We start from the raw sequence: 23,127 nt of genomic DNA on the forward strand, positions 1-23,127 counted from the left end.
GAAGCCTGGCCGAGGCCAGGCTTCGTCGACAGAAACCCGTTGGAATGTAGGAAAGATCAGTACGAACGTTCCTACAACTCCGGCTGCTGTCTTTTTACCATCTCTTGCTTAGCCGCGAAACTCGGCACGACCGCGGTAAACCGCTTTGGCACCCAGTTGCTCTTCGATGCGCAGCAGCTGGTTGTACTTGGAAACGCGGTCGGAACGGCACAGCGAGCCAGTCTTGATCTGGCCAGCAGCGGTACCCACGGCCAGGTCGGCAATGGTCGAGTCTTCGGTTTCACCGGAACGGTGCGAGATCACCGCGGTGTAGCCTGCAGCCTTGGCCATCTGGATGGCTTCCAGGGTTTCGGTCAGCGAGCCGATCTGGTTGAACTTGATCAGGATCGAGTTACCGATGCCCTTCTCGATGCCTTCCTTGAGGATCTTGGTGTTGGTCACGAACAGGTCGTCGCCAACCAGCTGCACCTTGGCGCCGATCTTGTCGGTGAGGATCTTCCAGCCAGCCCAGTCGGACTCGTCCAGGCCGTCTTCGATCGAGATGATCGGGAAGCGCTCGGTCAGGCCTTTCAGGTACTCGGCGAAACCTTCTGCGTCGAACGACTTGCCTTCGCCGGACAGGTTGTACTTGCCGTCTTCGTAGAACTCGGAAGCCGCGCAGTCCAGGGCCAGGGTCACGTCGGTGCCCAGCTTGTAGCCGGCTTTTTCAACGGCTTCGGCGATGGCACCCAGGGCGTCTTCGTTGGAAGCCAGGTTAGGGGCGAAACCACCTTCGTCACCAACAGCGGTGTTCAGGCCACGGGCCTTCAGCACGGCTTTGAGGTGGTGGAAGATTTCGGTACCCATGCGCAGGCCGTCGGAGAAGGTCTTGGCGCCAACCGGCTGAACCATGAACTCCTGGATGTCGACGTTGTTGTCGGCGTGCTCGCCACCGTTGATGATGTTCATCATCGGTACCGGCATCGAGTACTGGCCCGGGGTGCCGTTCAGGTTGGCGATGTGCGCGTACAGCGGCAGGTCCTGGTCCTGGGCAGCGGCCTTGGCGGCAGCCAGGGAAACGGCCAGGATGGCGTTGGCGCCCAGCTTGGCCTTGTTCTCGGTACCGTCCAGCTCGATCATGGCGCGGTCCAGGGCCTTCTGGTCGGCAGGGTCCTTGCCCAGCAGCAGGTCACGGATCGGGCCGTTGATGTTGGCGACGGCCTTCAGCACGCCCTTGCCCAGGTAACGGCTCTTGTCGCCATCACGCAGCTCCAGCGCTTCGCGCGAGCCAGTGGAAGCACCGGACGGCGCGCAAGCGCTGCCGATGATGCCGTTGTCGAGCAGTACATCGGCTTCCACGGTGGGGTTGCCACGCGAATCGAGAACTTCACGACCTTTGATGTCGACGATTTTTGCCATTGTTGTAAGCACTCCAGAATTGACGAAAACAACTTAGCTTAGGAAATTCTTGCCGTTCACCGGGCGGACTTGCAGTGGGCAGGCCGGGTGAAGGGAACCCCTGACCGACTGGTCAGGGGTGGATCGGACGGTACTTTACCCGAGAATCGAGCTTTACGCGGTTTCTACCGTCGGAAAACTTTTCACCAGGTCGTCCAGTTGCTTGAGCTGGGCCAGGAACGGCTCCAGTTTGTCCAGGCGCAGGGCGCATGGGCCATCGCACTTGGCGTTGTCCGGATCGGGGTGGGCTTCGAGGAACAGCCCGGCCAGGCCCTGGCTCATGCCGGCCTTGGCCAGGTCGGTGACCTGGGCGCGGCGCCCCCCGGCGGAGTCGGCGCGACCACCCGGCATCTGCAGGGCATGGGTCACGTCGAAGAACACCGGGTACTCGAACTGCTTCATGATGCCGAAGCCGAGCATGTCCACCACCAGGTTGTTGTAGCCGAAGCTAGAACCACGCTCGCAGAGGATCAACTGGTCATTACCGGCCTCTTCGCACTTGGTCAGGATGTGTTTCATTTCCTGGGGCGCGAGGAACTGGGCCTTCTTGATGTTGATCACCGCGCCGGTCTTGGCCATGGCCACTACCAGATCGGTCTGCCGCGACAGGAAGGCCGGCAGCTGGATGATGTCGCACACCTTGGCTACCGGCTCGGCCTGGTAAGGCTCGTGCACGTCGGTGATGACCGGCACATTGAAGGTGCGCTTGATCTCTTCGAAGATCTTCAGCCCTTCTTCCATGCCCGGGCCCCGGTAGGACGTCACCGACGAACGGTTGGCCTTGTCGAAGCTGGCCTTGAACACGTACGGGATACCGAGTTTCTCGGTCACCCGCACGTACTCTTCACAGACCTTCATTGCCAGGTCACGGGACTCCAGGACGTTCATGCCGCCGAACAGGACGAACGGCTTGTCGTTGGCGATCTCGATGTTACCGACGCGAATGATCTTCTGGGTCATTGATCAGGCCTTGTTCTTCTGAGCCAGGGCTGCCTTGACGAAACCGCTGAACAGCGGGTGGCCGTCACGCGGGGTCGAGGTGAATTCCGGGTGGAACTGGCAAGCGACGAACCATGGGTGGTCCTTGGACTCGACCACTTCCACCAGCGCGCCGTCTTCGGAACGGCCGGAAACCACCAGGCCGGCATCGATCAGTTGCGGCAGCAGGTTGTTGTTCACTTCGTAGCGGTGACGGTGACGCTCGGTGATCACGTCCTTGCCGTAGCAATCGTGCACCTTGGAACCGGCGGCCAGCTGGCAGTCCTGTGCGCCCAGGCGCATGGTGCCACCCAGGTCGGAGGCTTCGCTGCGGGTCTCGACGGCACCGGTGGCATCGGCCCACTCGGTGATCAGGCCGACTACCGGGTGGCCGCTGTTGCGGTCGAACTCGGTGGAGTTGGCGTCTTTCCAGCCCATCACGTTACGGGCGAATTCGATCACGGCCACCTGCATGCCCAGGCAGATACCCAGGTACGGCACCTTGTTCTCACGGGCGTATTGCACCGCGGTGATCTTGCCTTCCACACCGCGCAGGCCGAAACCGCCCGGCACCAGGATGGCATCGGCGCCTTCGAGCAGGCTGGTGCCCTGGTTCTCGATGTCTTCCGAGTCGATGTAGCGCAGGTTGACCTTGGTGCGGTTGGTGATGCCGGCGTGGCTCATCGCTTCGATCAGCGACTTGTACGCATCCAGCAGCTCCATGTACTTGCCGACCATGGCGATGGTCACTTCGTGCTCAGGGTTGAGCTTGGCATCGACCACCTTGTCCCACTCGGACAGATCGGCGCCGTTGCACTGCAGGCCGAAGCGCTCGACGACGAAATCGTCCAGGCCCTGTGCGTGCAGCACGCCCGGGATCTTGTAGATGGTGTCGACGTCTTCCAGCGAAATCACCGCACGCTCTTCAACGTTGGTGAACAGCGCGATCTTGCGACGCGACGAGGCATCGACCGGGTGGTCGGAGCGGCAGATCAGCACGTCAGGCTGCAGGCCGATGGAGCGCAGCTCCTTGACCGAGTGCTGGGTCGGCTTGGTCTTGGTCTCGCCAGCGGTGGCGATGTAAGGGACCAGCGTCAGGTGCATCAGCATGGCGCGCTTGGAGCCCACTTCGACGCGCAGCTGGCGGATGGCCTCGAGGAACGGCTGCGACTCGATGTCACCCACGGTACCGCCGATTTCCACCAGGGCCACGTCGGCATCGCCGGCGCCCTTGATGATGCGACGCTTGATTTCGTCGGTGATGTGCGGGATGACCTGGATGGTCGCGCCCAGATAGTCACCACGACGCTCCTTGCGCAGTACGTGCTCGTAGATGCGGCCGGTGGTGAAGTTGTTGTTCTGGGTCATGGTGGTGCGGATGAACCGCTCGTAGTGGCCCAGGTCGAGGTCGGTCTCGGCGCCATCGTGGGTGACGAACACTTCACCGTGCTGGAACGGGCTCATGGTGCCCGGATCGACGTTGATGTACGGATCCAGCTTGAGCATGGTGACCTTCAGGCCCCGCGCTTCCAGGATGGCCGCCAGGGAAGCCGAGGCAATGCCTTTCCCCAATGAAGAAACAACACCGCCCGTGACGAATATGTAGCGCGTCATGAAAAACCCTAGAAGTCTGCGTTAAGGCGGCCAGCGCCGCCGGAGAAAGCGAAGGAAGGCCGAAGCCCCCGATCACCTGCGTCAATCACAGTGCATCTCGAAAAACTGCCGCGTCTGTACAGACCAGGGGTATCCCCGGCATGGAGCTCGCTCGTCATTTTAAGAATCAGCCCAGCAAAAAACTGCTTGGTAATCGGCAACTCCTGTGTTTTCGCGGAACCCACAGAAGCTGTATCAAGAAGGGAGGGTAGTCTACCCGAATGTACCCTTCAGCTCAAACCTTGCGCGTTCGTCGGCAACTGCCAATACAGCTGGCAATCCGCCTGCACCCGCCCGGGCAGGTTGGCCACCGCCAGCAGGCGCTCGCCCTGGTACAGCAATGGCAGGCGCGGACGCAGGAAGAACGGCACCTGCAGCTCGTTGAGCAGGCGCTTGAGGTCGCGCCGGCCGCGGCCGGGGAGGTCCAGCACTTCACCGCCCTGGCGGTAGGCAATGCGCAGGCCGTCCAGCGGCACTGCGCCAGCAAGACGCACGCTGCCGTTGCCCGGTAACAGCAAAGGCTTGGCGGGATTGGCCCAGGCCAGTTCGCCGGCGGGCAACTGCAGCCAGTCGCCGCTCAACCACCAGATGCGCCCATGGCTGCGTAGCAGTTGCCCATCGGCAAGCTGCCAGACGGGCCGGGCATCGGCGGCGGCATCGCGCAGGTCCGCCCAGCCTGCCCAGTGCCGGGTGTCGGGCAGGCGGGTGCGCCGGCTCAGCCAGTGTTGCAGGGCATTGCGCTGACGGGCCGGCGACAGCGCCACCAGGGTAGCCAGGTCGAGGGAATCCAGCTCCGACCAGGCCACCGGTGCGCCCTCCCCGGCAAGCGCCAGATCGTCCTGGGCCAGTTCGTCCAGCAGGCCCAGGGCTTCGCCCAGGTGCTCGGCGGCGCGGGCGAAATTCTGGCTGGCTTGCGGCCAACGCTGCTGAAGTAGCGGAAACACTTCGCCACGCAGGTAGTTGCGGGCAAATTGTGTGTCGGCGTTTGACGGATCTTCGATCCAGGCCAGCCCATTAGCCTGGGCGTAGTCCTGCAGTTGCTGGCGGGAGCAGCCCAGCAATGGCCTGACCAGGCTGCCCTGCCCTAGCACCCGGTGCCCCGGCATTGCTGCCAGGCCACGCAGGCCGGCGCCCCGCAGCAGGCGGAACAGCAGGGTTTCGGCCTGGTCGTCGCGGTGCTGGCCGGTGAACAGGATATCGCCTGGACCGAGGGCTTGTCTGAAAGCGGCATAGCGGGCGTCGCGGGCGGCCTGTTCGAGGCTGGCGCCGGGAGTGACCTGGACGTGGACGACCTGGAGTTCGATGCCGAGCTTGTCGCAGACGGTCTGGCAGTGGGCGGGCCAGGCGTCGGCAGCGCTTTGCAGGCCGTGGTGGACGTGGATGGCGCGCAGTGGAGGCGATGCGTGACTGCGGGCGTAATCGGCCAGCAGGTGCAGGAGGACGGTGGAGTCGAGGCCGCCGGAGAAGGCGATGTACCAGCTGGGGGCGTTGAGCCAAGGGGTGAGGTTGATCATCTAGCCCTCGCTCGATTCAAGAAAGCATTTGCGGGCACGCCCGCTCCTACAGGTATGGTGCAAGCCCCAAGGGCAGTGCAATTCCTGTGGGAGCGGGCGTGCCCGCGAACACCGGCAAAGCCGGTGCCATTCACCGCATTATCAAACGCCGTAGCTCATCAGGCGATCGTAACGACGGGCCAGCAGCGCGTCGTGGTCGAGCTTGCCGAGCATGTCCAGCTGCTGTACCAGGTCGGCACGAATGCTTTCCGACATCTTCGCCGGGTCACGGTGGGCGCCGCCCAGCGGCTCCTGGATGACCTTGTCGACGATGTTCAGGCTCTTCAGGCGCTCGGCAGTGATGCCCATGGCCTCGGCCGCGTCAGCGGCCTTGTCGGCGGTCTTCCACAGGATCGAGGCGCAGCCTTCCGGCGAGATCACCGAGTAGGTGGAGTACTGCAGCATGTTCAACTGGTCGCACACACCGATGGCCAGCGCACCGCCGGAACCACCCTCACCGATCACGGTGGCGATGATCGGGGTCTTCAGACGTGCCATCACGCGCAGGTTCCAGGCGATGGCCTCGCTCTGGTTGCGCTCTTCGGCGTCGATGCCCGGGTAGGCGCCCGGGGTGTCGATGAAGGTCAGGATCGGCATCTTGAAGCGCTCGGCCATTTCCATCAGGCGGCAGGCCTTGCGGTAGCCTTCAGGGCGCGGCATGCCGAAGTTGCGGCGTACCTTCTCGCGCACTTCGCGGCCCTTCTGGTGGCCGATGACCATGACCGGCTTGCCATCCAGGCGCGCGGTACCACCAACGATGGCGGCATCGTCGGCGAAGTGGCGGTCACCATGCAGTTCTTCGAACTCGGTGAAGATGTGCTCCAGGTAGTCCAGGGTGTAAGGACGACGCGGATGACGGGCCAGGCGGGCGATCTGCCAGCTGGTCAGGTTGCCGAAGATGCTTTCGGTCAGGGTGTTGCTCTTGTCTTGCAGACGGGCAATTTCATCGCTGATGTTCAGCGAGTTGTCGTTGCCTACCAGGCGCAGGCCTTCGATCTTGGCTTGCAGGTCGGCAATCGGCTGTTCGAAATCGAGAAAATTCGGGTTCATAGTCATCCGTCTTGGGTCTACGGCCAGGCGGCCGGCCGGTTGATCCGTTTGGCGCCATACCTTAAGGGATCAGGCGCATTCAGGTCGAGATTAAATTTTTTGTCGGTTCAACGATATTGCAGGAAGACGTTCTCACGCCCGAACTGGTCACGCAGCGCCTGAATCAGCCCATCGGCCGGGTCGATGGCCCACTGCTCACCGAACTGCAGCATGGCCTTGGCGTCGCTGCCGGTGTACTCGAGGGTGATCGGGCAAGCGCCGCGATGGCGGGTAATCAGCTCGCCCAGCCACTTCAGCCGGTCGCCCTTGAGCGCTTCGTGCGCCACCTTCAGGCGCAGGCTCTCGGCCAGCTTGGTGCGCGCATCTTCCATGGTCATCACCTGCTTCACCCGCAGGCGCAGGCCACCGGAGAAGTCGTCGTTGCTGACCTCGCCTTCTACCACCACCATGGCATCGGTCTGCAGCAAGGACTGTGCCGCCATGAAGGCATCGGCAAACAGCGACGCCTCAATGCGCCCGGAGCGGTCATCGAGGGTGACGAAGCCCATCTTGTCGCCCTTCTTGTTCTTCATCACCCGCAGGGCAATGATCATGCCGGCGATGGTCTGGGTATCGCGTGACGGCTTGAGGTCGATAATGCGCTGGCGGGCGAAGCGGCGGATCTCGGTCTCGTACTCGTCGATCGGGTGGCCGGTGAGGTACAGGCCAAGGGTGTCCTTCTCACCCTTCAGGCGTTCCTTGAGGGTCAGCTCGCGCACCTTGCGGTGGTTGGCGTAAACGTCGGCATCCACCTCGTCGAACATGCCGCCGAACAGGTCGACGTGGCCACTGTCAGCGGTATGCGCCGCCTGCTCGGCGGCCTTGATGGCCTCGCCCAGCGCCGACAGCAAGGTGGCACGGTTGAGGTCGATGTTGGCATGGTAGGCCTTGATCTCGTCATGGAAGTGCGGGCCCAGGCGGTCAAGCGCACCACTGCGGATCAGCGCGTCGAGGGTACGCTTGTTGACCCGTTTCAGGTCGATGCGTTCGCAGAAATCGAACAGGTCCTTGAACGGGCCGCCCTGGGCGCGAGCCTCGACGATCGCTTCCACCGGGCCCTCACCGACACCCTTGATCGCCCCCAGGCCATAGACGATGCGGCCGTCGTTGTTGACGGTGAACTTGAAGTCGGAGAAGTTCACGTCCGGCGCATCGAGGCGCAGCTTCATGCTGCGCACTTCCTCGACCAGCACCACCACCTTGTCGGTGTTGTGCATGTCCGCCGAGAGTACGGCGGCCATGAACGCCGCCGGGTGGTGGGTCTTCAGCCAGGCCGTCTGGTAAGACACCAGGCCATAGGCGGCGGAGTGGGATTTGTTGAAGCCGTAGCCGGCGAACTTTTCCACCAGGTCGAAGATGTTACCGGCCAGGTCCGCATCGATATTGTTGTTGGCACAACCTTCGATGAAACCACCACGTTGCTTGGCCATCTCCTCGGGCTTTTTCTTACCCATCGCACGGCGCAGCATGTCGGCGCCGCCGAGGGTGTAACCAGCCATCACCTGGGCAATCTGCATCACCTGTTCCTGGTACAGGATGATGCCGTAGGTGGGCGCCAGTACCGGCTTCAGGCCTTCGTACTGGTAGTCCGGGTGCGGGTACGCCAGCTCGGCGCGGCCGTGCTTGCGGTTGATGAAGTCGTCCACCATGCCCGACTGCAGCGGGCCCGGGCGGAACAGAGCCACCAGTGCGATCAGGTCTTCCAGGCAGTCGGGCTTGAGCTTCTTGATCAGCTCCTTCATGCCGCGCGATTCAAGCTGGAACACCGCCGTGGTTTCAGCCTTCTGCAGCAACTCGTAGGTCTTGCGATCGTCCAGCGGGATGAAGTCGATGTTGACGTCGGGCAGGTTCTTCTTGGCCTGCTCGCGGTTGATGATCTCCATCGCCCACTTGATGATGGTCAGGGTCCGCAGGCCGAGGAAGTCGAACTTCACCAGGCCGGCGGCCTCGACGTCATCCTTGTCGAACTGGGTTACCAGGCCGCCGCCCTCTTCGTCACAGGCGATCGGCGAGAAGTCGGTGAGCTTGGTCGGGGCGATCACCACACCACCGGCGTGCTTGCCGGTACCGCGCGTCACGCCCTCTAGCTTCAGGGCCATGTCCCAGATTTCGCGGGCGTCTTCGTCGCCCTTGAGGAAGTCACGCAGGATTTCTTCCTGCTCGTAGGCCTTCTCCAGGGTCATGCCCACTTCGAACGGGATCATCTTCGACAGGCGGTCGGCCAGGCCGTAGGACTTGCCCTGTACCCGCGCCACGTCACGCACCACCGCCTTCGCCGCCATGGTACCGAAGGTGATGATCTGGCTGACCGCGTTACGGCCATAGGCTTCGGCCACGTAATCGATCACCCGGTCACGGCCATCCATGCAGAAGTCGACGTCGAAGTCGGGCATGGAAATACGTTCAGGGTTGAGGAAGCGCTCGAACAGCAGGTCGTAGGCCAGCGGGTCGAGGTCGGTGATCTTCAGCACGTAGGCCACCAGCGAGCCGGCACCCGACCCCCGGCCCGGGCCGACTGGCACGCCGTTATTCTTGGCCCACTTGATGAAGTCCATAACGATCAGGAAGTAACCGGGGAAGCCCATCTGGATGATGATGTCCAGCTCGAACTTCAGGCGGTCCAGGTAGACCTGGCGCTTCTCTTCGTAATTGGGCGTGGTCTCTTTCGGCCACAGCACCGCCAGGCGCTCTTCCAGGCCTTCGTGGGACACATGCCGCAGGTAGTCATCGATGCCCATGCCGTTGGGCGTGGGGAAGTCGGGCAGAAAGTACTTGCCCAGCTGCACCTGGATGTTGCAGCGCTTGGCGATCTCGACGGTGTTGGCGATGGCGTCGGGCAGGTCACTGAACAGCTCGGTCATTTCCTCGGCTGACTTCAGGTACTGCTGGTCACTATACATCCTTGGCCGACGCGGGTCGTCGAGGGTCCAGCCCTCGCCGATGCACACGCGGGTTTCGTGGGCGTCGAAGTCCGACTGCTTGATGAAACGCACGTCGTTGGTCGCAACCAGCGGGGCGCCGAGCTTGTCCGCCAGGGCCACGGCAGCGTGCACATATTCCTCGTCGCGGGCGCGGTTGGTGCGCTGCACTTCGACATAGAAGCGCTCGGGGAACATTGCCATCCAGTCCTGCAGCAGGGCCTCGGCTTCATCGTCCTTGCCGGCCAGCAGGGCCATGCCGATGTCACCTTCCTTGCCTGCGGACAGGGCGATCAGGCCCTCGCTGGCAGGGGCAATCCATTCACGCTGGAGGATGACCAGGCCGTTGCGCTGGCCGTCGGTCCAACCGCGCGAGATCAGCTCGGTGAGGTTGCGGTAGCCCTTGGGGTTCATGGCCAGGAAGCAGATACGCGACAGCGGTGCTTCCGGATCGGCACCAGCCAGCCACAGGTCGGCGCCGCAGATCGGCTTGATGCCCGCGCCCATGGCGGTCTTGTAGAACTTTACCAGCGAGCACATGTTGCTCTGGTCGGTGATCGCCACCGCCGGCATGTTCATCCCGGCCAGCGCCTTGGCCAGCGGCTTGATCCGCACCAGGCCGTCGACCAGCGAGAATTCGGAGTGGACGCGCAGGTGAACGAAGGGAACCGACATGGAAGATCCTGTAGCAGTGCTGAACGACAAGGGCGGGATTGTAGCTTAAATGGGGATGTTTTTTGGGCTGCTTCGCAGCCCTTCGCGGGCACGCCCGCTCCCACAGGGATATCATCGCCCTCAGGAACGGCGCTATACCTGTGGGAGCGGGCGTGCCCGCGAAGGGCCGCAAGGCGGCCCCATAGGTCAGATCAGGGAGTCGGTGACACCTTCACGCGCATCCCACGCTGCCCGCACCGGGGCAAAGGAACGCCGATGAATGGGCGTTGGCCCCAATCGCGCCAGCGCCTCAAGGTGCACCGGGGTCGGGTAGCCCTTGTGCCCACCAATGCCATACCCCGGGTAGATCAGCTCGAATGCGCTCATCTCCCGGTCACGGGTCACCTTGGCCAGGATCGACGCCGCCGCAATGGCCGGCACCTGGCTATCGCCCTTGACCACCGGCGACGCCGGTACGGCCAGCTTCGGGCAGCGGTTACCGTCGATCAGGGCCAGCTTCGGTGTAATGTGCAGGCCTTCCACGGCGCGCTGCATGGCCAGCATGGTGGCTTGCAGGATGTTCAGGCGGTCTATTTCCTCGACCTCGGCGCGGGCGATGCAGAAACTCAGGGCCTTTTCGCAGATCTCGTCGAACAGCGCCTCGCGCTTGGCTTCGGTGAGTTTCTTCGAATCGTTCAGGCCAAGGATCGGCCGTGCCGGGTCGAGGATCACCGCCGCGGTCACCACCGCGCCGCACAGCGGGCCACGGCCCACTTCGTCGACGCCGGCGACCAGGTCTTCGACCAGGTTGAAGTCCAGTCCAATTTGCATGTCAGCGGTCCTTGAGCAAGGCCAGTACCGCCTCGGCCGCCTGGTTGGAGGCGTCACGGCGCAGGGTGCGGTGAATTTCGTCGAAGCGTTCGGTCTGCTGGCTGCCATCGGCGACCAGCGGCGCCAGGGTGTTGGCCAGGGCTTCACTGGTGGCGTCGTCCTGCAGCAGCTCGGGTACCAGCACGCGCTGGGCCAGCAGGTTCGGCAACGACACGTAGGGGCTCTTTACCAGGCGTTTGAGGATCCAGTACGTCAGCGGTGCCAGGCGATAGGCCACCACCATCGGCCGCTTGTACAGCAGCGCTTCGAGGGTGGCGGTACCCGAGGCGATCAGCACCGCGTCACAGGCCGCGAGGGCCTGGTGCGACTGGCCATCGAGCAGGGTCAGCGGCAGCTCGCGCCCTGCGAGCATCTGCTCGACCTGGGCACGCCGCGCGGCATTGGCGCAGGGCAGCACGAAACGCACGCCCGGCACCTGCTGGCGCAACCGTTCGGCGGCATCCAGGAACAGCGCCCCCAGGCGCCCAACTTCGCCGCCCCGGCTACCCGGCATCAACGCGACTACCGGCCCTTCGCCCAGGCCCAGTGCGGCACGCGCCGCCGGGCGGTCGGCTTCGAGCGGAATGGTATCGGCCAATGGGTGGCCGACGAAGCGCACCGGCACGCCCTGCTCTTCATAGAACCGCGCCTCGAATGGCAACAACGTCAGCATCAGGTCGCAGCCTTCGCGGATCTTCAGCACACGCTTCTGCCGCCAGGCCCAGACCGACGGGCTGACGTAGTGCACGGTCTTGATCCCGGCCTGGCGCAGTTTCAGTTCGATGTTGAGGGTGAAGTCGGGGGCATCGATGCCGATGAACACATCGGGCTTTTCGCCGATCAGGGTCTCGATCAGCAGCTTGCGGCGCTTGAGCAACTCACGCAGACGCCCCAGCACTTCGACCAGGCCCATGACGGCCAGGCGTTCCATGGGGAAGTAGGATTGCATGCCCTCGGCTTCCATCAAGGGACCGCCAACGCCGATAAACCGTACGTCGGGGTGGCGTGCCTTGAGGGCACGCATCAAACCTGAACCGAGAATGTCGCCGCTGGCCTCACCTGCGACCAAGGCTACGCAAAGCTGCGCCATGTCAGCGGGTGATACCGCGGGCGGAGTTCACGATCGACTGACGGAACAGCTCGACCTCTGGGTGCTTCGCAGCCAGTTCCTCCAGCTCCTTGAGCGCGTCCTCGACGGTCAGGCCCTGGCGATAGACGATCTTGTAGCAACGGCGCAGTACGTGGATCACCTCGTCGCTGAACCCCCGGCGACGCATGCCTTCGAAGTTCATGCTGCGGGCTTCGGCCGGGCTGCCGAACACGGTGACGAAGGCCGGGACATCCTTGCCGATCGCCGTGCCCATGCCCGAAAACGCGTGGGCACCGATATGGCAGTACTGGTGCACCAGGGTGTAGCCGGACAGGATCGCCCAGTCGCCCACATGCACATGGCCGGCCAGGGCCGTGTTATTGACCAGGATGCAGTGGTTGCCGATGACGCTGTCGTGGCCAATGTGGGCATAGGCCATGATCAGGTTGTGGTCGCCCACGGTGGTTTCCGAGCGGTCCTGGACGGTGCCACGGTGAATGGTCACCCCTTCGCGGATCACATTGTGGTCACCGATCACCAGGCGCGTCGGCTCACCCTTGTACTTGAGGTCCGGGGTGTCTTCGCCGATCGAGGAAAACTGAAAGATACGGTTGTGCCTGCCGATGCGGGTCGGCCCTTTGAGCACAACATGCGGGCCGATAACGGTGCCCTCCCCGATTTCCACATCGGGGCCAACGATCGACCAGGGGCCGACCTCGACACCGTCGGCCAGCTTGGCCGAGGGGTCGATAATGGCCCGAGGATCAATCGAATTCATAGGGAGCGTTCCGCACAGGTGATTTCCGCCGAGCAAACCGGCTTGCCGTCGACCAGGGCGCGGCACTCGAATTTCCAGATCATGCTCTTGCGGCTGAGGAACTTGGCTTCCAGCACCAACTGGTCACCCGGCAGTACCGGCTGACGGAAACGCAGCTTGTCGGAGCCGACGAAGTAGTACAGGGTGCCATCGGCCGGCTTGGCGTCAAGCATCTTGAAACCGAGGATACCGGCGGCCTGGGCCATGGCTTCGATGATCAGAACGCCCGGCATGATCGGGTGCGCCGGGAAATGGCCGTTGAAGAACGGCTCGTTGATGCTGACATTCTTGTAGGCACGAATGCTCTGGGCCTCGTAGTCCAGATCCGTCACGCGGTCCACCAGCAGGAACGGGTAACGGTGAGGCAGGTATTCGCGAATCTCGTTGATGTCCATCATTTCGGGGGGGAAGCCTGTAATAAGAATAGGGAGCGCAGGTGCTGACCACACGCTCCTTTTGCAGTCCAAAGAGGAGCCAGCTAGCGACTGTTCACTCTTGCTCAGGGAATGGTATCAGCCTTCTGATGCCGGCTGGCCACCTGAGGTCACGGTATCGACGCGTTTTTCCAGCTGCTGGAGACGCTTGGCCATGTCGTCCAGGTGGCGGATACGCGCGGCGCTCTTGCGCCACTCAGCCAGTGGCTGCATGGCAGTGCCGGAAGAATAGGCACCCGGTTCGGTGATCGAACGGGTCACCATGGTCATCCCGGACACGAAAACGTTATCACAGACATCGATATGACCCACCATGCCGACACCGCCGGCAATGGTGCAATGCTTGCCGATGCGCGTGCTGCCGGAAATCCCGACGCAGGCAGCCATGGCCGTGTGCTCGCCGATCTGCACGTTGTGGGCGATCTGGATCTGGTTGTCGAGCTTGACCCCGTCAGCGATCCGCGTGTCCGACAGCGCACCACGATCGACCGCGGTGTTGACGCCGATTTCGACGTCATCGCCGATGGTCACGCCACCGATCTGGGCAATCTTGCGCCATACGCCCTTCTCGTTGGCGAAGCCGAAGCCTTCACCGCCAATCACCGCACCCGACTGGATGACCACACGCTTGCCGATGGTCACATCATGGTACAGGGTGACCCGCGGAGCCAGCCAGCCGCCCTCACCTATCACGCAACGAGCACCGACCACGCAGTGCGCACCCACGCTGACATTGGCCCCGATGCGCGCACCGCTTTCGATGACCGCGAACGGCCCGATGCTGGCACTGGCATCCACCTGCGCGTCCTCGGCAACCACGGCGCTGGGATGAATACCCGCCACAGCCTTGGGTTTGGGGTCGAACAGGTGGGAAATACGTGCGTAAGCCAGATAAGGATCAGCGACGATCAGCGCATTGCCGGCAAAGCCTTCGGCATCCGCCGCCTTCAGCAGCACCGCGGCCGCCTGGCTGTTATCCAGGAATTTGCGGTACTGCGGGTTGGCGAGGAAGCTCAACTGACCGGGGCCAGCCTCCTGCAAGGTGGCCAGCCCGGTAATCTGCAGCGCCTCGGGCCCCTTGAGGGTGGCGCCGAGGGCCTCGGCCAACTGGCCTAGCGTCATGGTCACGGTCATATCAACGGGCTTGGTTCATGCGCTCGATGACTTGGCGGGTGATGTCGTACTGAGGCTTGACATCGATAACCGCGCCACGCTCGAGGACCAGGTCGTAACCGCCTTTCTTGATCACTTCCTCGACAGCGCCATCCAGCTTCGGCTTCAACTGCTTGAGCATGTCGCGGTCGGCAACGGCCTTGGCTTCGTTCAGCTCCTTGGACTGGAACTGGAAGTCACGGGCCTTCTGCTTGAACTCGAGCTCCAGGCGCTCACGCTCCTGTTGCTGCATCTTGTCGCCGCCCTTGATCAGACGGTCCTGAATGCCTTTGGCGCTGCTTTCCAGGCTTTTCAGCTTGGTCAGTTGCGGGCCGAACTTCTTCTCGGCATCTACCGCGTATTTCTTGGCGGCATCCGATTCCAGCAGGGCCATCTGATAGTTCAGGACGGCAACCTTCATTTCGGCGAAAGCCGGGGTGGCGACCAGCGCCGCGGCCACTACGGCCAGTTGAGTCAACTTACGCACGATGCACTCCTGGATAAACCGTTGTCATTAAGCGAGGGCCGACCTCAGAAGGTCTGGCCCAGAGAGAATTGGAACACCTGGGTGTCTGCATCGTCCGGCTTCTTGACCGGCATCGCCAGGCTGAAGCTCAGCGGGCCTAGTGCAGTAATCCAGGTCACGCCCAGGCCGACCGAACTGGCCATGCCCGAGAAACCGACCTTCTCGCAATCAGGCTGGTTGCCGCAATTGGTGTCGAACACGTTACCCACATCCCAGAACACGGAGGTGCGCAACGAACGCTGGTCCTTGACGAATGGCAGCGGGAACAGCAACTCGACACCACCCTGCACCAGCACGTTGCCACCGAACGGCAACGGATCCTGATCCGGGTCGGCGAGGGTGCCTTCGTTGCCAGTCACTGCTGCACCACGGCTCGGCGTACTGCGCGGGCCCAGGCTGCTGTCCTTGAAGCCACGGACCGAGTTGAAGCCACCCGCGAAGTAGTTCTCGTAGAACGGCAGGCCGGAGGTGCTGCCATAACCGTCGCCATAGCCCAGCTCGGTGTGCAGGCGCAGGGTGTAGTCATTGGTGATCGGCTTGAACAGCTGGCCACGGTAGTCGAGCTTGTAGAACGACAGGTCGCTGCCCGGAACGGTCGATTCCAGGGTCAGGCTTTGCGAGTGGCCACGGGTGGCCAGCACGCCTTTGTTCAGGGTCGATTCCGACCAGCCGATCGAAGCCTTGAAGTTCAGGAAGTTATCGCCTTCCTGCTTCAGGAAGTCGAAGATTTCATCAACGGTATAGCGGCCGGTCTTGATCTTGTCCTGCTGCACGCTCAGGCCATAGGTCAGGCGCGAGGTCTCGCTGATCGGGTAACCGAGGCTGACACCCGCACCGTAGCTGTCCACCGCGTAGCTGGCCACGTCGACGTCAAGGTCGTCGTAGTCGGTGCTGCGATAGAAGGCGTTGTAGCCCAGGCTCACGCCATCGGCAGTGAAGTAGGGGTCAACGAAGCCGAAGTTGTAGCGGGTCTGGTATTCCGAACGGGTCAGGCCGATGGACACCTTGTTACCGGTACCGAGGAAGTTGCTCTGGCTGATCGAACCACCGAGGATCAGGCCGGCACTCTGGGCGAAACCGACGCTGGCGGTGATCGAGCCGGAGGCCTGCTCTTCGACGCTGTAGTTGACGTCGACCTGGTCGTCGGTGCCCGGCACCGGCGGGGTCTCGACGTTGACTTCCTTGAAGAAGCCCAGGCGCTCCAGACGAGTCTTGGACTGGTCGATCAGGTAGGTCGAAGCCCAGCCGCCTTCCATCTGGCGCATTTCGCGACGCAGCACTTCGTCTTCGGTCTTGGTGTTGCCGCGATAGTTGATGCGGTTGACGTAGGCACGCTTGCCCGGATCGACCACGAACATGATGTCGACGGTGTGGTCTTCATCGTTCGGCTGCGGCACGCCGTTGACGTTGGCGAAGGTGTAGCCTTCGTTACCCAGGCGACGGGTGATCAGTTCGGAAGTGCTGGTCATCACCTTGCGCGAGAACACCTGGCCAGGCTGCACCAGCAGCAGCGACTTGACCTGGTCTTCCGGCACTTTCAAATCACCGGACAGCTTCACATCGCGAACGGTGTACTTCTCGCCTTCGTTGATGTTGACGGTGATGTAGACGTGTTTCTTGTCTGGCGTGATGGACACCTGGGTGGAAGCGATGTCCATGTTGATGTAGCCACGGTCCAGGTAGTAGGAACGCAGACGTTCCAGGTCACCGGAGAGCTTTTCGCGGGCGTACTTGTCGTCGTTCTTGAAGAATGACAGCCAGTTGGTGGTCTTCAGCTCGAACAGCTGCGCCAGGGTCTCGTCGTCGAACACGTTGTTGCCAACGATGTTGATATGCTGGATGGCGGCGACGGTACCTTCATTGATCTTGATCTTCAGCGCCACGCGGTTGCGTGGCTGCGGCACCACTTCGGCGTCGACCTCGGCCGAGTAGCGGCCCTGGGCCACGTACTGGCGCTGCAGCTCGTTACGCACACCTTCGAGGGTGGCACGCTGGAAGATCTCGCCTTCGGCCAGGCCAGATTGCTTCAGGCCCTTCATCAGGTCTTCGGTGCTGATCGCCTTGTTGCCTTCGATCTCGATGCTCGACACCGACGGGCGCTCGACCACGTTGATGATCAGCACATTGCCATCGCGGTTCAGCTGGATGTCCTGGAAGAAGCCAGTCTTGAACAGGGAACGGGTCGACTCCACCAGGCGGCGGTCATCGGCCTGGTCGCCGACGTTCAGCGGCAAGGCACCGAAGACGCTGCCGGCGGAAACCCGCTGCAGGCCGTTGACGCGGATATCGGAGATGGTGAAGGACTCGGCGTGAACTTCAGCGATCATCAGTGCGGACATGACCGCAGTTAGCAGCAGACGTTTCATGAAGTCCTTTTATTCCAACTGGCAATAAACAGCCCGCCGCGACAAGACGGCAGGTTTCGCAATTGAGCGAAGCTTTATAGTCGACCCAGATCGTTGATCAGGGCGAGCAACATCACCCCTATGACCAAACTGATACCGATCTGGACCCCCCAACCTTGCACCCGATCCGACAGCGGACGACCGCGCGCCCACTCGACCAGGTAAAACAGCAAATGCCCCCCATCCAGAACCGGGATGGGCAGCAGGTTAAGAACCCCCAGGCTTATGCTCAGGTAGGCCAGGAAATTCAGGAAATCCCCCACGCCGGACTGGGCTGAAGCGCCCGCCACTTTAGCAATGGTTATCGGTCCACTCAAGTTTTTTACCGAGAGCTCCCCGAACAGCATTTTCTTCAGCGATTCAAGGGTCAGGACGCTCATGTTCCAGGTACGTGACAGCCCCTCACCCACCGCATCCAGCGGGCCGTAGCTGACTTCGCGGAGCATGTTAGCAGGCCATTCGCCACCTTTTACCCCGGCACCCAGATAGCCGCCGGCAGCCTTGCCCTCGCCCTTGCGCGCCAGGGTGACCGGTACCTCCAGCGCAGCACCATCGCGCTCGACACGCACCACCACCTTGGCTTGCGGGCGGGCCCGCACGGCATCGACCACCTGCTGCCATTCGTTCACGGCCACGCCATCGAGGGCCAGCAGCCTGTCACCGGTTTTCAGGCCTGCAGCGGCAGCCGGGCCCTTCGGATCGATCTCGGCCAACACCGGCACGATCGCCGGGCGCCAAGGCTGCAGCCCAAGCGACTGGATCGGGTCCGGTTCGTCGGCACCCTTGAGCCAGTTGTCCAGCTTCACCTGCAGTTGGCGCTCGGCACTGGCACCTTCTTCACGCACGCCAACCTGCAAGGTGCCGCTCTCGCCCAGACGACGGACCAGCTGCAGATTGACCGAGGACCAACCATTGGTCGGCTTGCCGTCGATGGAGACGATTTCCTGACCTGCGGTCAGGCCTGCAGATGCTGCCAGGCTGCCAGCCTCGACTGCACCGATCACCGGGCGGACCTGCTGGGTACCCAGCATCGCCAGCACCCAGAAGAACAGGATGGCCAGCAGGAAGTTGGCAACCGGGCCCGCCGCGACGATCGCGATACGCTGGCGCACGGACTTGCGGTTGAACGACTGGCCGACCAGCGCCGACGGCACGTCGCCCTCGCGCTCGTCGAGCATCTTGACGTAACCACCCAGCGGGATCGCCGCGATCACGAATTCGGTGCCATGGCGGTCATGCCAGCGCAGCAGCGGCGTACCGAAGCCCACCGAGAAGCGCAGCACCTTGACACCGCAGCGGCGCGCCACCCAGAAGTGGCCGAACTCATGGAAAGTGACCAGCACACCCAGGGCTACGAGGGTGCCGATAATCATGTAGAGCGCTGTCATATCCATCTCCGAATGATGTTCAGCGGGCTGGCATCATGCCCAGCCCCCCTCGTGAACCGTGGCGGGCCTGCATCAGCGACCGTGACGCCTCAGCCACTCACGGGAAAGCTCCCGGGCACGCTGGTCGGCGGCGAACACCGCGTCCAGCGACGGCAGCGGTACGACGGGCTCCTGATCGAGCACCTGTTCGATCATACCCGCGATCTCCGGGAAGCGGATACGCCGCTGGAGAAATGCCTCGACCGCAACCTCGTTGGCCGCATTGAGCACGGCTGGTGCGCTGTTGCCGGCTTCGGCAGCCTGCCGCGCCAGGCGCAGGCAAGGGAAGCGCTGTTCGTCGGGCGCCTGGAAATCCAGACGAGCGATGGCGAACAGGTCCAGCGGGGCCACCCCGGAGTCGATCCGCTCGGGCCAGGCCAGGGCGTTGGCGATGGGCGTGCGCATGTCCGGGTTACCCAGCTGCGCCAGCACCGAACCGTCCACGTAGTCCACCAGGGAGTGGATCACGCTTTGCGGGTGCACCACCACCTCGACCCTGGCCGGTGCGGCATCGAACAGCCAGCAAGCCTCGATCAGCTCCAGGCCCTTGTTCATCATGCTGGCCGAATCCACGGAAATCTTGCGCCCCATGGACCAGTTGGGGTGCGCGCAGGCTTGTTCCGGGGTGACGTCCAGCAGCGCCTCGAGGGGAGTCTCGCGGAACGGGCCGCCGGAGGCGGTGAGCAGGATCCGGCGCACGCCGACGGCACTCAGACCGCGCGCGTAGTCGCCGGGCATGCACTGGAAGATCGCGTTGTGCTCGCTGTCGATCGGCAGCAGCACGGCACCACTGCGCCGCACCGCCTCCATGAACAGCGCGCCGGACATCACCAGCGCTTCCTTGTTGGCCAGCAACACCTTCTTGCCTGCCTCGACCGCCGCCAGGGTGGGACGCAGGCCGGCGGCACCGACAATGGCCGCCATCACCGCATCCACTTCCGGCGCAGAAGCCACCTGGCACAGCCCTGCCTCGCCTTCCAGTACCTCGGTGGCGCAGCCCGCCGCAGCCAGGCTTTCGCGCAGTCGCGCGGCCGCCTCGGCGCTCGGCACCACGGCGAACGCCGGGCGATGGCGAACGCACAGGGCCAGCAATTCGTCGATACGCGAATAGCCACTCAGGGCGAACACCTGGTAGCGGTCGGGGTGGCGTGCGATGACGTCCAGCGTGCTCAGGCCGATGGAGCCGGTGGCCCCCAGCACGGTAATACGCTGCGGACGACTCACATCACACCCCATTCGGCAGCCCACAGCAGCACGGCGAAAATCGGGATCGCCGCGGTCAGGCTGTCGATGCGGTCGAGCACCCCACCGTGCCCGGGTAACAGGTTGCTGCTGTCCTTGATGCCGGAACGGCGCTTGAACATGCTTTCGGCCAGGTCACCGACCACCGAAGACATGACCACCAGCGCGGCCCCCAGCAGGCCCAGCAGGATCTGGCCGAAGCCCCAGTCGCGGCTGATGCCGACCACCAAGGTAATCGCCAAGCTGACCGCCAGGCCGCCATACACGCCCTCCCAGCTCTTGCCCGGGCTGACCTGTGGCGCCAGCTTGCGCTTGCCGAAGGCACGGCCAGAGAAGTAAGCGCCAATATCGGCAGCCCACACCAGCACCATGACCGACAGGATCAGCCAGTTACCCAACGGCCAGTGCTTGAGCAGCACCAGCCCCTGCCAGGCCGGCAGCAATACCAGCAGGCCGATCAGCAAGCGGCAGGCAGCACTGGCCCACAGCTCACTGCTGCGCGGGTAGGTAAGCACCAGCCAGGTGGCCAACCCCCACCAGATCACTGCGGCACCCAGCACCCAGGGTGCCAGCTCCGGAAGGATGTACAGCAGCATCAGCGCTCCGGCGACGACCACGGCATAGGCGATGCGCAGCGGCTGGGCCATCAGCCCGGCCAGGCGCGCCCACTCCCAGGCGCCGAGGGTCACCACGAAGCCGATGAACAGGGCGAAATCCCCACCATTGAGCAGGAAGAAGCCACCCAGCGCGACCGGCAGCAGGATCAGCGCGGTAATGATGCGTTGTTTAAGCATTAAGCACGAGCTCCAGCCTCGACCTGCTCGCTGGTCTTACCGAAGCGGCGCTGGCGCGAAGCGAAATCGGCCAGGGCGTTGCGCATGGCCTCGTGTTTGAAGTCCGGCCAGTACAGGTCGGAGAAGTACAACTCGGCGTAGGCCAGCTGCCACAGCAGGAAGTTGCTGATGCGGTGCTCGCCGCCGGTACGGATGCACAGGTCCGGCAGCGGCAGTTCGCCGGTTGCCAGGCAGGTCTGCAGCAGGCCCGGGGTGATGTCTTCCGGGCGCAGGTGCCCGGCTTGCACTTCCCGCGCAAGCCGCTGGGCGGCCTGGGCGATGTCCCACTGGCCACCGTAGTTGGCCGCGATCTGCAGGATGAAGCGGTTGTTGCCGGCGGTCAGCGCCTCGGCCTCGCGCATGGCGGCCTGCAGCTCGGGATGGAAACGCGAACGGTCACCAATGATTCGCAGGCTGATGTTGTTCTCGTTGAGGCGCTTGGCCTCGCGGCGCAGGGCCGAAAAGAACAACTCCATCAGCGCACCCACCTCTTCGGCGGGGCGCTGCCAGTTCTCGCTGGAGAAGGCGAACAGGGTCAGCACCTCGACCCCGGACTCGGCACAGACTTCGATGACCGCGCGAACGGCGTCGACACCCGCCTTGTGCCCGGCGACGCCGGGCAGCAGGCGCTTTTTCGCCCAGCGGTTGTTGCCATCCATGATGATCGCGACATGACGCGGCACCGAGGACGGCACCGCTGGCTTGGTCTTTTCCATTAAAAAACCCCGGCCTTAGACGGCCATCAGGTCCTTTTCCTTGGCTTTGAAGGCAGCATCGACCTCGGCAACGTACTTGTCGGTCAGTTTCTGGATCTCGTCAGCGGCACGACGCTCTTCGTCTTCGCTGATTTCCTTGTCCTTGGTCAGCTTCTTCAGGTCGGCCAGGGCGTCACGGCGCACGTTGCGCACGGCCACCTTGGCATCCTCGGCAACGCCACTGGCCTGCTTGGTGTAGCCCTTGCGGGTTTCCTCGGTCAGGGCCGGCATCGGCACACGGATGGTGGTACCGGCGCTGGACGGGTTCAGGCCCAGGTCGGAGGTGAGGATGGCCTTCTCGATGGCGGCGCTGAGGTTCTTGTCGTGGGCGACGATCTTCAGGGTACGGGCATCTTCGACGGTGATCGCGGCCACCTGGTTCAGCGGCATCTCGCTACCCCAGGCCGGGACCTTGACGCTGTCCAGGATGCTTGGGTGGGCGCGACCGGTGCGGATTGCCGCCAGGTTGCGAGCCAGGGCCTCGAGGGACTTGGTCATGCGCTCCTGCGCGTCTTTCTTGATGTCGTTGATCATGCTTGGCCTTCCTCGATCAGAGTACCTTCAGCGCCACCCACCACGATGTTCAGCAGGGCGCCAGGCTTGTTCATGTTGAATACCCGCAATGGCATCTTGTGGTCACGGCACAGGCAGATTGCGGTCAGGTCCATCACACCCAGCTTGCGATCCAGGACCTCGTCGTAGGTCAGGTGATCGAACTTCTCGGCATGCGGGTCCTTGAATGGATCGGCAGTGTACACACCATCGACCTTGGTCGCCTTCAGCACCACGTCGGCATCGATTTCGATGGCGCGCAGGCAGGCCGCGGAGTCGGTGGTGAAGAACGGGTTGCCGGTACCGGCGGAGAAAATTACCACATCCCCGGAGTTGAGGTGGCGAATAGCTTTGCGACGATCGTAATGATCGGTGACACCGACCATGGAAATGGCCGACATGACCAGGGCCGGGATGTTCGAGCGCTCCAGCGCATCGCGCATGGCCAGGCCGTTCATCACGGTGGCCAGCATGCCCATGTGGTCACCGGTGACGCGGTCCATGCCGGCTGCACTGAGCGCGGCGCCGCGGAACAGGTTGCCACCACCGATCACCAGGCCGACCTGGACACCGATCCCTACCAGCTGGCCAACTTCGAGGGCCATGCGATCCAGCACTTTCGGGTCGATCCCGAAGTCTTCCGAGCCCATCAGGGCCTCGCCGCTAAGTTTGAGCAAAATGCGTTTATAGCGAGGTTGGCGACCACTCACCTGCTGAGCCATTGCGAGTCTCTCCTGCGGCG

At 63.1% G+C, this 23,127-nt stretch carries 19 protein-coding genes; all 19 read right to left on the reverse strand.

Annotated elements, in window-relative coordinates; translation table 11 throughout:
* Positions 1-108: 108 nt before the first annotated feature.
* The 19 genes from eno to pyrH all read right to left on the reverse strand — a co-directional run bounded on the left by eno (position 109) and on the right by pyrH (position 23,107).
* A complete protein-coding gene (eno, locus tag J5M71_RS02525; RefSeq protein ID WP_013971266.1) occupies positions 109-1,398 on the reverse strand; it encodes a phosphopyruvate hydratase in 1,290 nt (429 codons plus the stop codon).
* A gap of 153 nt (positions 1,399-1,551) precedes the next feature.
* Positions 1,552-2,397, reverse strand: a complete 846-nt coding sequence (gene kdsA, locus J5M71_RS02530; protein WP_025337985.1) for a 3-deoxy-8-phosphooctulonate synthase — start codon at positions 2,395-2,397, stop codon at positions 1,552-1,554.
* Positions 2,398-2,400: 3 nt separating this feature from the next.
* A complete protein-coding gene (locus tag J5M71_RS02535; RefSeq protein ID WP_004375437.1) occupies positions 2,401-4,029 on the reverse strand; it encodes a CTP synthase in 1,629 nt (542 codons plus the stop codon).
* A gap of 269 nt (positions 4,030-4,298) precedes the next feature.
* A complete protein-coding gene (gene tilS / locus J5M71_RS02540) occupies positions 4,299-5,582 on the reverse strand; it encodes a tRNA lysidine(34) synthetase TilS (protein ID WP_207829432.1) in 1,284 nt (427 codons plus the stop codon).
* A 141-nt stretch (positions 5,583-5,723) separates the two neighbouring features.
* On the reverse strand, positions 5,724-6,671 hold the full coding sequence (accA, locus tag J5M71_RS02545; protein WP_207829433.1) for an acetyl-CoA carboxylase carboxyl transferase subunit alpha: 948 nt from the start codon (positions 6,669-6,671) through the stop codon (positions 5,724-5,726).
* A 107-nt stretch (positions 6,672-6,778) separates the two neighbouring features.
* Positions 6,779-10,303 carry a DNA polymerase III subunit alpha gene (dnaE, locus tag J5M71_RS02550; RefSeq protein ID WP_207829435.1) on the reverse strand — a complete coding sequence of 1,175 codons (3,525 nt, stop codon included), beginning with the start codon at positions 10,301-10,303 and terminating at the stop codon, positions 6,779-6,781.
* Positions 10,304-10,489: 186 nt separating this feature from the next.
* On the reverse strand, positions 10,490-11,113 hold the full coding sequence (rnhB, locus tag J5M71_RS02555; RefSeq protein WP_207829437.1) for a ribonuclease HII: 624 nt from the start codon (positions 11,111-11,113) through the stop codon (positions 10,490-10,492).
* Between the two features lies 1 nt (position 11,114).
* Positions 11,115-12,242, reverse strand: coding sequence for a lipid-A-disaccharide synthase (gene lpxB / locus J5M71_RS02560; protein WP_207829439.1), 1,128 nt, complete (start codon positions 12,240-12,242; stop codon positions 11,115-11,117).
* Between the two features lies 1 nt (position 12,243).
* Complete coding sequence (gene lpxA / locus J5M71_RS02565; protein WP_207829441.1) at positions 12,244-13,020, reverse strand: acyl-ACP--UDP-N-acetylglucosamine O-acyltransferase; 777 nt, start codon at positions 13,018-13,020, stop codon at positions 12,244-12,246.
* Positions 13,017-13,457, reverse strand: a complete 441-nt coding sequence (gene fabZ / locus J5M71_RS02570; RefSeq protein WP_028634990.1) for a 3-hydroxyacyl-ACP dehydratase FabZ — start codon at positions 13,455-13,457, stop codon at positions 13,017-13,019. Before fabZ ends, lpxA begins: the two co-directional genes overlap by 4 nt.
* A gap of 114 nt (positions 13,458-13,571) precedes the next feature.
* A complete protein-coding gene (gene lpxD / locus J5M71_RS02575) occupies positions 13,572-14,627 on the reverse strand; it encodes a UDP-3-O-(3-hydroxymyristoyl)glucosamine N-acyltransferase (protein WP_207829443.1) in 1,056 nt (351 codons plus the stop codon).
* Position 14,628: 1 nt separating this feature from the next.
* The gene (locus J5M71_RS02580; protein ID WP_015269197.1) at positions 14,629-15,132 is read right to left on the reverse strand and encodes an OmpH family outer membrane protein; all 504 of its coding nucleotides are present in this window, start codon (positions 15,130-15,132) and stop codon (positions 14,629-14,631) included.
* Between the two features lie 44 nt (positions 15,133-15,176).
* On the reverse strand, positions 15,177-17,537 hold the full coding sequence (gene bamA, locus J5M71_RS02585) for an outer membrane protein assembly factor BamA (protein WP_207829444.1): 2,361 nt from the start codon (positions 17,535-17,537) through the stop codon (positions 15,177-15,179).
* 74 nt (positions 17,538-17,611) lie between these two features.
* A complete protein-coding gene (gene rseP, locus J5M71_RS02590; RefSeq protein ID WP_207829449.1) occupies positions 17,612-18,964 on the reverse strand; it encodes an RIP metalloprotease RseP in 1,353 nt (450 codons plus the stop codon).
* A 72-nt stretch (positions 18,965-19,036) separates the two neighbouring features.
* Positions 19,037-20,227, reverse strand: coding sequence for a 1-deoxy-D-xylulose-5-phosphate reductoisomerase (gene ispC, locus J5M71_RS02595; protein ID WP_207829450.1), 1,191 nt, complete (start codon positions 20,225-20,227; stop codon positions 19,037-19,039).
* Complete coding sequence (locus J5M71_RS02600; protein WP_207829451.1) at positions 20,224-21,039, reverse strand: phosphatidate cytidylyltransferase; 816 nt, start codon at positions 21,037-21,039, stop codon at positions 20,224-20,226. Before J5M71_RS02600 ends, ispC begins: the two co-directional genes overlap by 4 nt.
* On the reverse strand, positions 21,039-21,794 hold the full coding sequence (gene uppS / locus J5M71_RS02605) for a polyprenyl diphosphate synthase (protein ID WP_207829454.1): 756 nt from the start codon (positions 21,792-21,794) through the stop codon (positions 21,039-21,041). The genes J5M71_RS02600 and uppS overlap by 1 nt, the downstream gene beginning before the upstream one ends.
* A 15-nt stretch (positions 21,795-21,809) precedes the next feature.
* A complete protein-coding gene (frr, locus tag J5M71_RS02610) occupies positions 21,810-22,367 on the reverse strand; it encodes a ribosome recycling factor (RefSeq protein ID WP_025337974.1) in 558 nt (185 codons plus the stop codon).
* The gene (gene pyrH / locus J5M71_RS02615) at positions 22,364-23,107 is read right to left on the reverse strand and encodes a UMP kinase (protein WP_003252294.1); all 744 of its coding nucleotides are present in this window, start codon (positions 23,105-23,107) and stop codon (positions 22,364-22,366) included. Before pyrH ends, frr begins: the two co-directional genes overlap by 4 nt.
* Between the last annotated feature and the right edge of the window lie 20 nt (positions 23,108-23,127).

The sequence above is a fragment of the Pseudomonas sp. 43(2021) genome, from assembly GCF_017490805.1.
In the GTDB taxonomy this organism is placed as follows: Bacteria; Pseudomonadota; Gammaproteobacteria; order Pseudomonadales; family Pseudomonadaceae; genus Aquipseudomonas.

Coding starts and splice junctions, on each gene's coding strand:
- J5M71_RS02535 (WP_004375437.1), bottom strand. CDS start 4,029: ATGACGCGCTACATATTCGTCACGGGCGGTGTTGTTTCTTCATTGGGG.
- lpxB (WP_207829439.1), bottom strand. CDS start 12,242: ATGGCGCAGCTTTGCGTAGCCTTGGTCGCAGGTGAGGCCAGCGGCGAC.
- rseP (WP_207829449.1), bottom strand. CDS start 18,964: ATGACAGCGCTCTACATGATTATCGGCACCCTCGTAGCCCTGGGTGTG.
- dnaE (WP_207829435.1), bottom strand. CDS start 10,303: ATGTCGGTTCCCTTCGTTCACCTGCGCGTCCACTCCGAATTCTCGCTG.
- frr (WP_025337974.1), bottom strand. CDS start 22,367: ATGATCAACGACATCAAGAAAGACGCGCAGGAGCGCATGACCAAGTCC.
- J5M71_RS02600 (WP_207829451.1), bottom strand. CDS start 21,039: ATGCTTAAACAACGCATCATTACCGCGCTGATCCTGCTGCCGGTCGCG.
- kdsA (WP_025337985.1), bottom strand. CDS start 2,397: ATGACCCAGAAGATCATTCGCGTCGGTAACATCGAGATCGCCAACGAC.
- rnhB (WP_207829437.1), bottom strand. CDS start 11,113: ATGCAAATTGGACTGGACTTCAACCTGGTCGAAGACCTGGTCGCCGGC.
- lpxA (WP_207829441.1), bottom strand. CDS start 13,020: ATGAATTCGATTGATCCTCGGGCCATTATCGACCCCTCGGCCAAGCTG.
- accA (WP_207829433.1), bottom strand. CDS start 6,671: ATGAACCCGAATTTTCTCGATTTCGAACAGCCGATTGCCGACCTGCAA.
- lpxD (WP_207829443.1), bottom strand. CDS start 14,627: ATGACCGTGACCATGACGCTAGGCCAGTTGGCCGAGGCCCTCGGCGCC.
- pyrH (WP_003252294.1), bottom strand. CDS start 23,107: ATGGCTCAGCAGGTGAGTGGTCGCCAACCTCGCTATAAACGCATTTTG.
- bamA (WP_207829444.1), bottom strand. CDS start 17,537: ATGAAACGTCTGCTGCTAACTGCGGTCATGTCCGCACTGATGATCGCT.
- uppS (WP_207829454.1), bottom strand. CDS start 21,794: ATGGAAAAGACCAAGCCAGCGGTGCCGTCCTCGGTGCCGCGTCATGTC.
- fabZ (WP_028634990.1), bottom strand. CDS start 13,457: ATGATGGACATCAACGAGATTCGCGAATACCTGCCTCACCGTTACCCG.
- eno (WP_013971266.1), bottom strand. CDS start 1,398: ATGGCAAAAATCGTCGACATCAAAGGTCGTGAAGTTCTCGATTCGCGT.
- tilS (WP_207829432.1), bottom strand. CDS start 5,582: ATGATCAACCTCACCCCTTGGCTCAACGCCCCCAGCTGGTACATCGCC.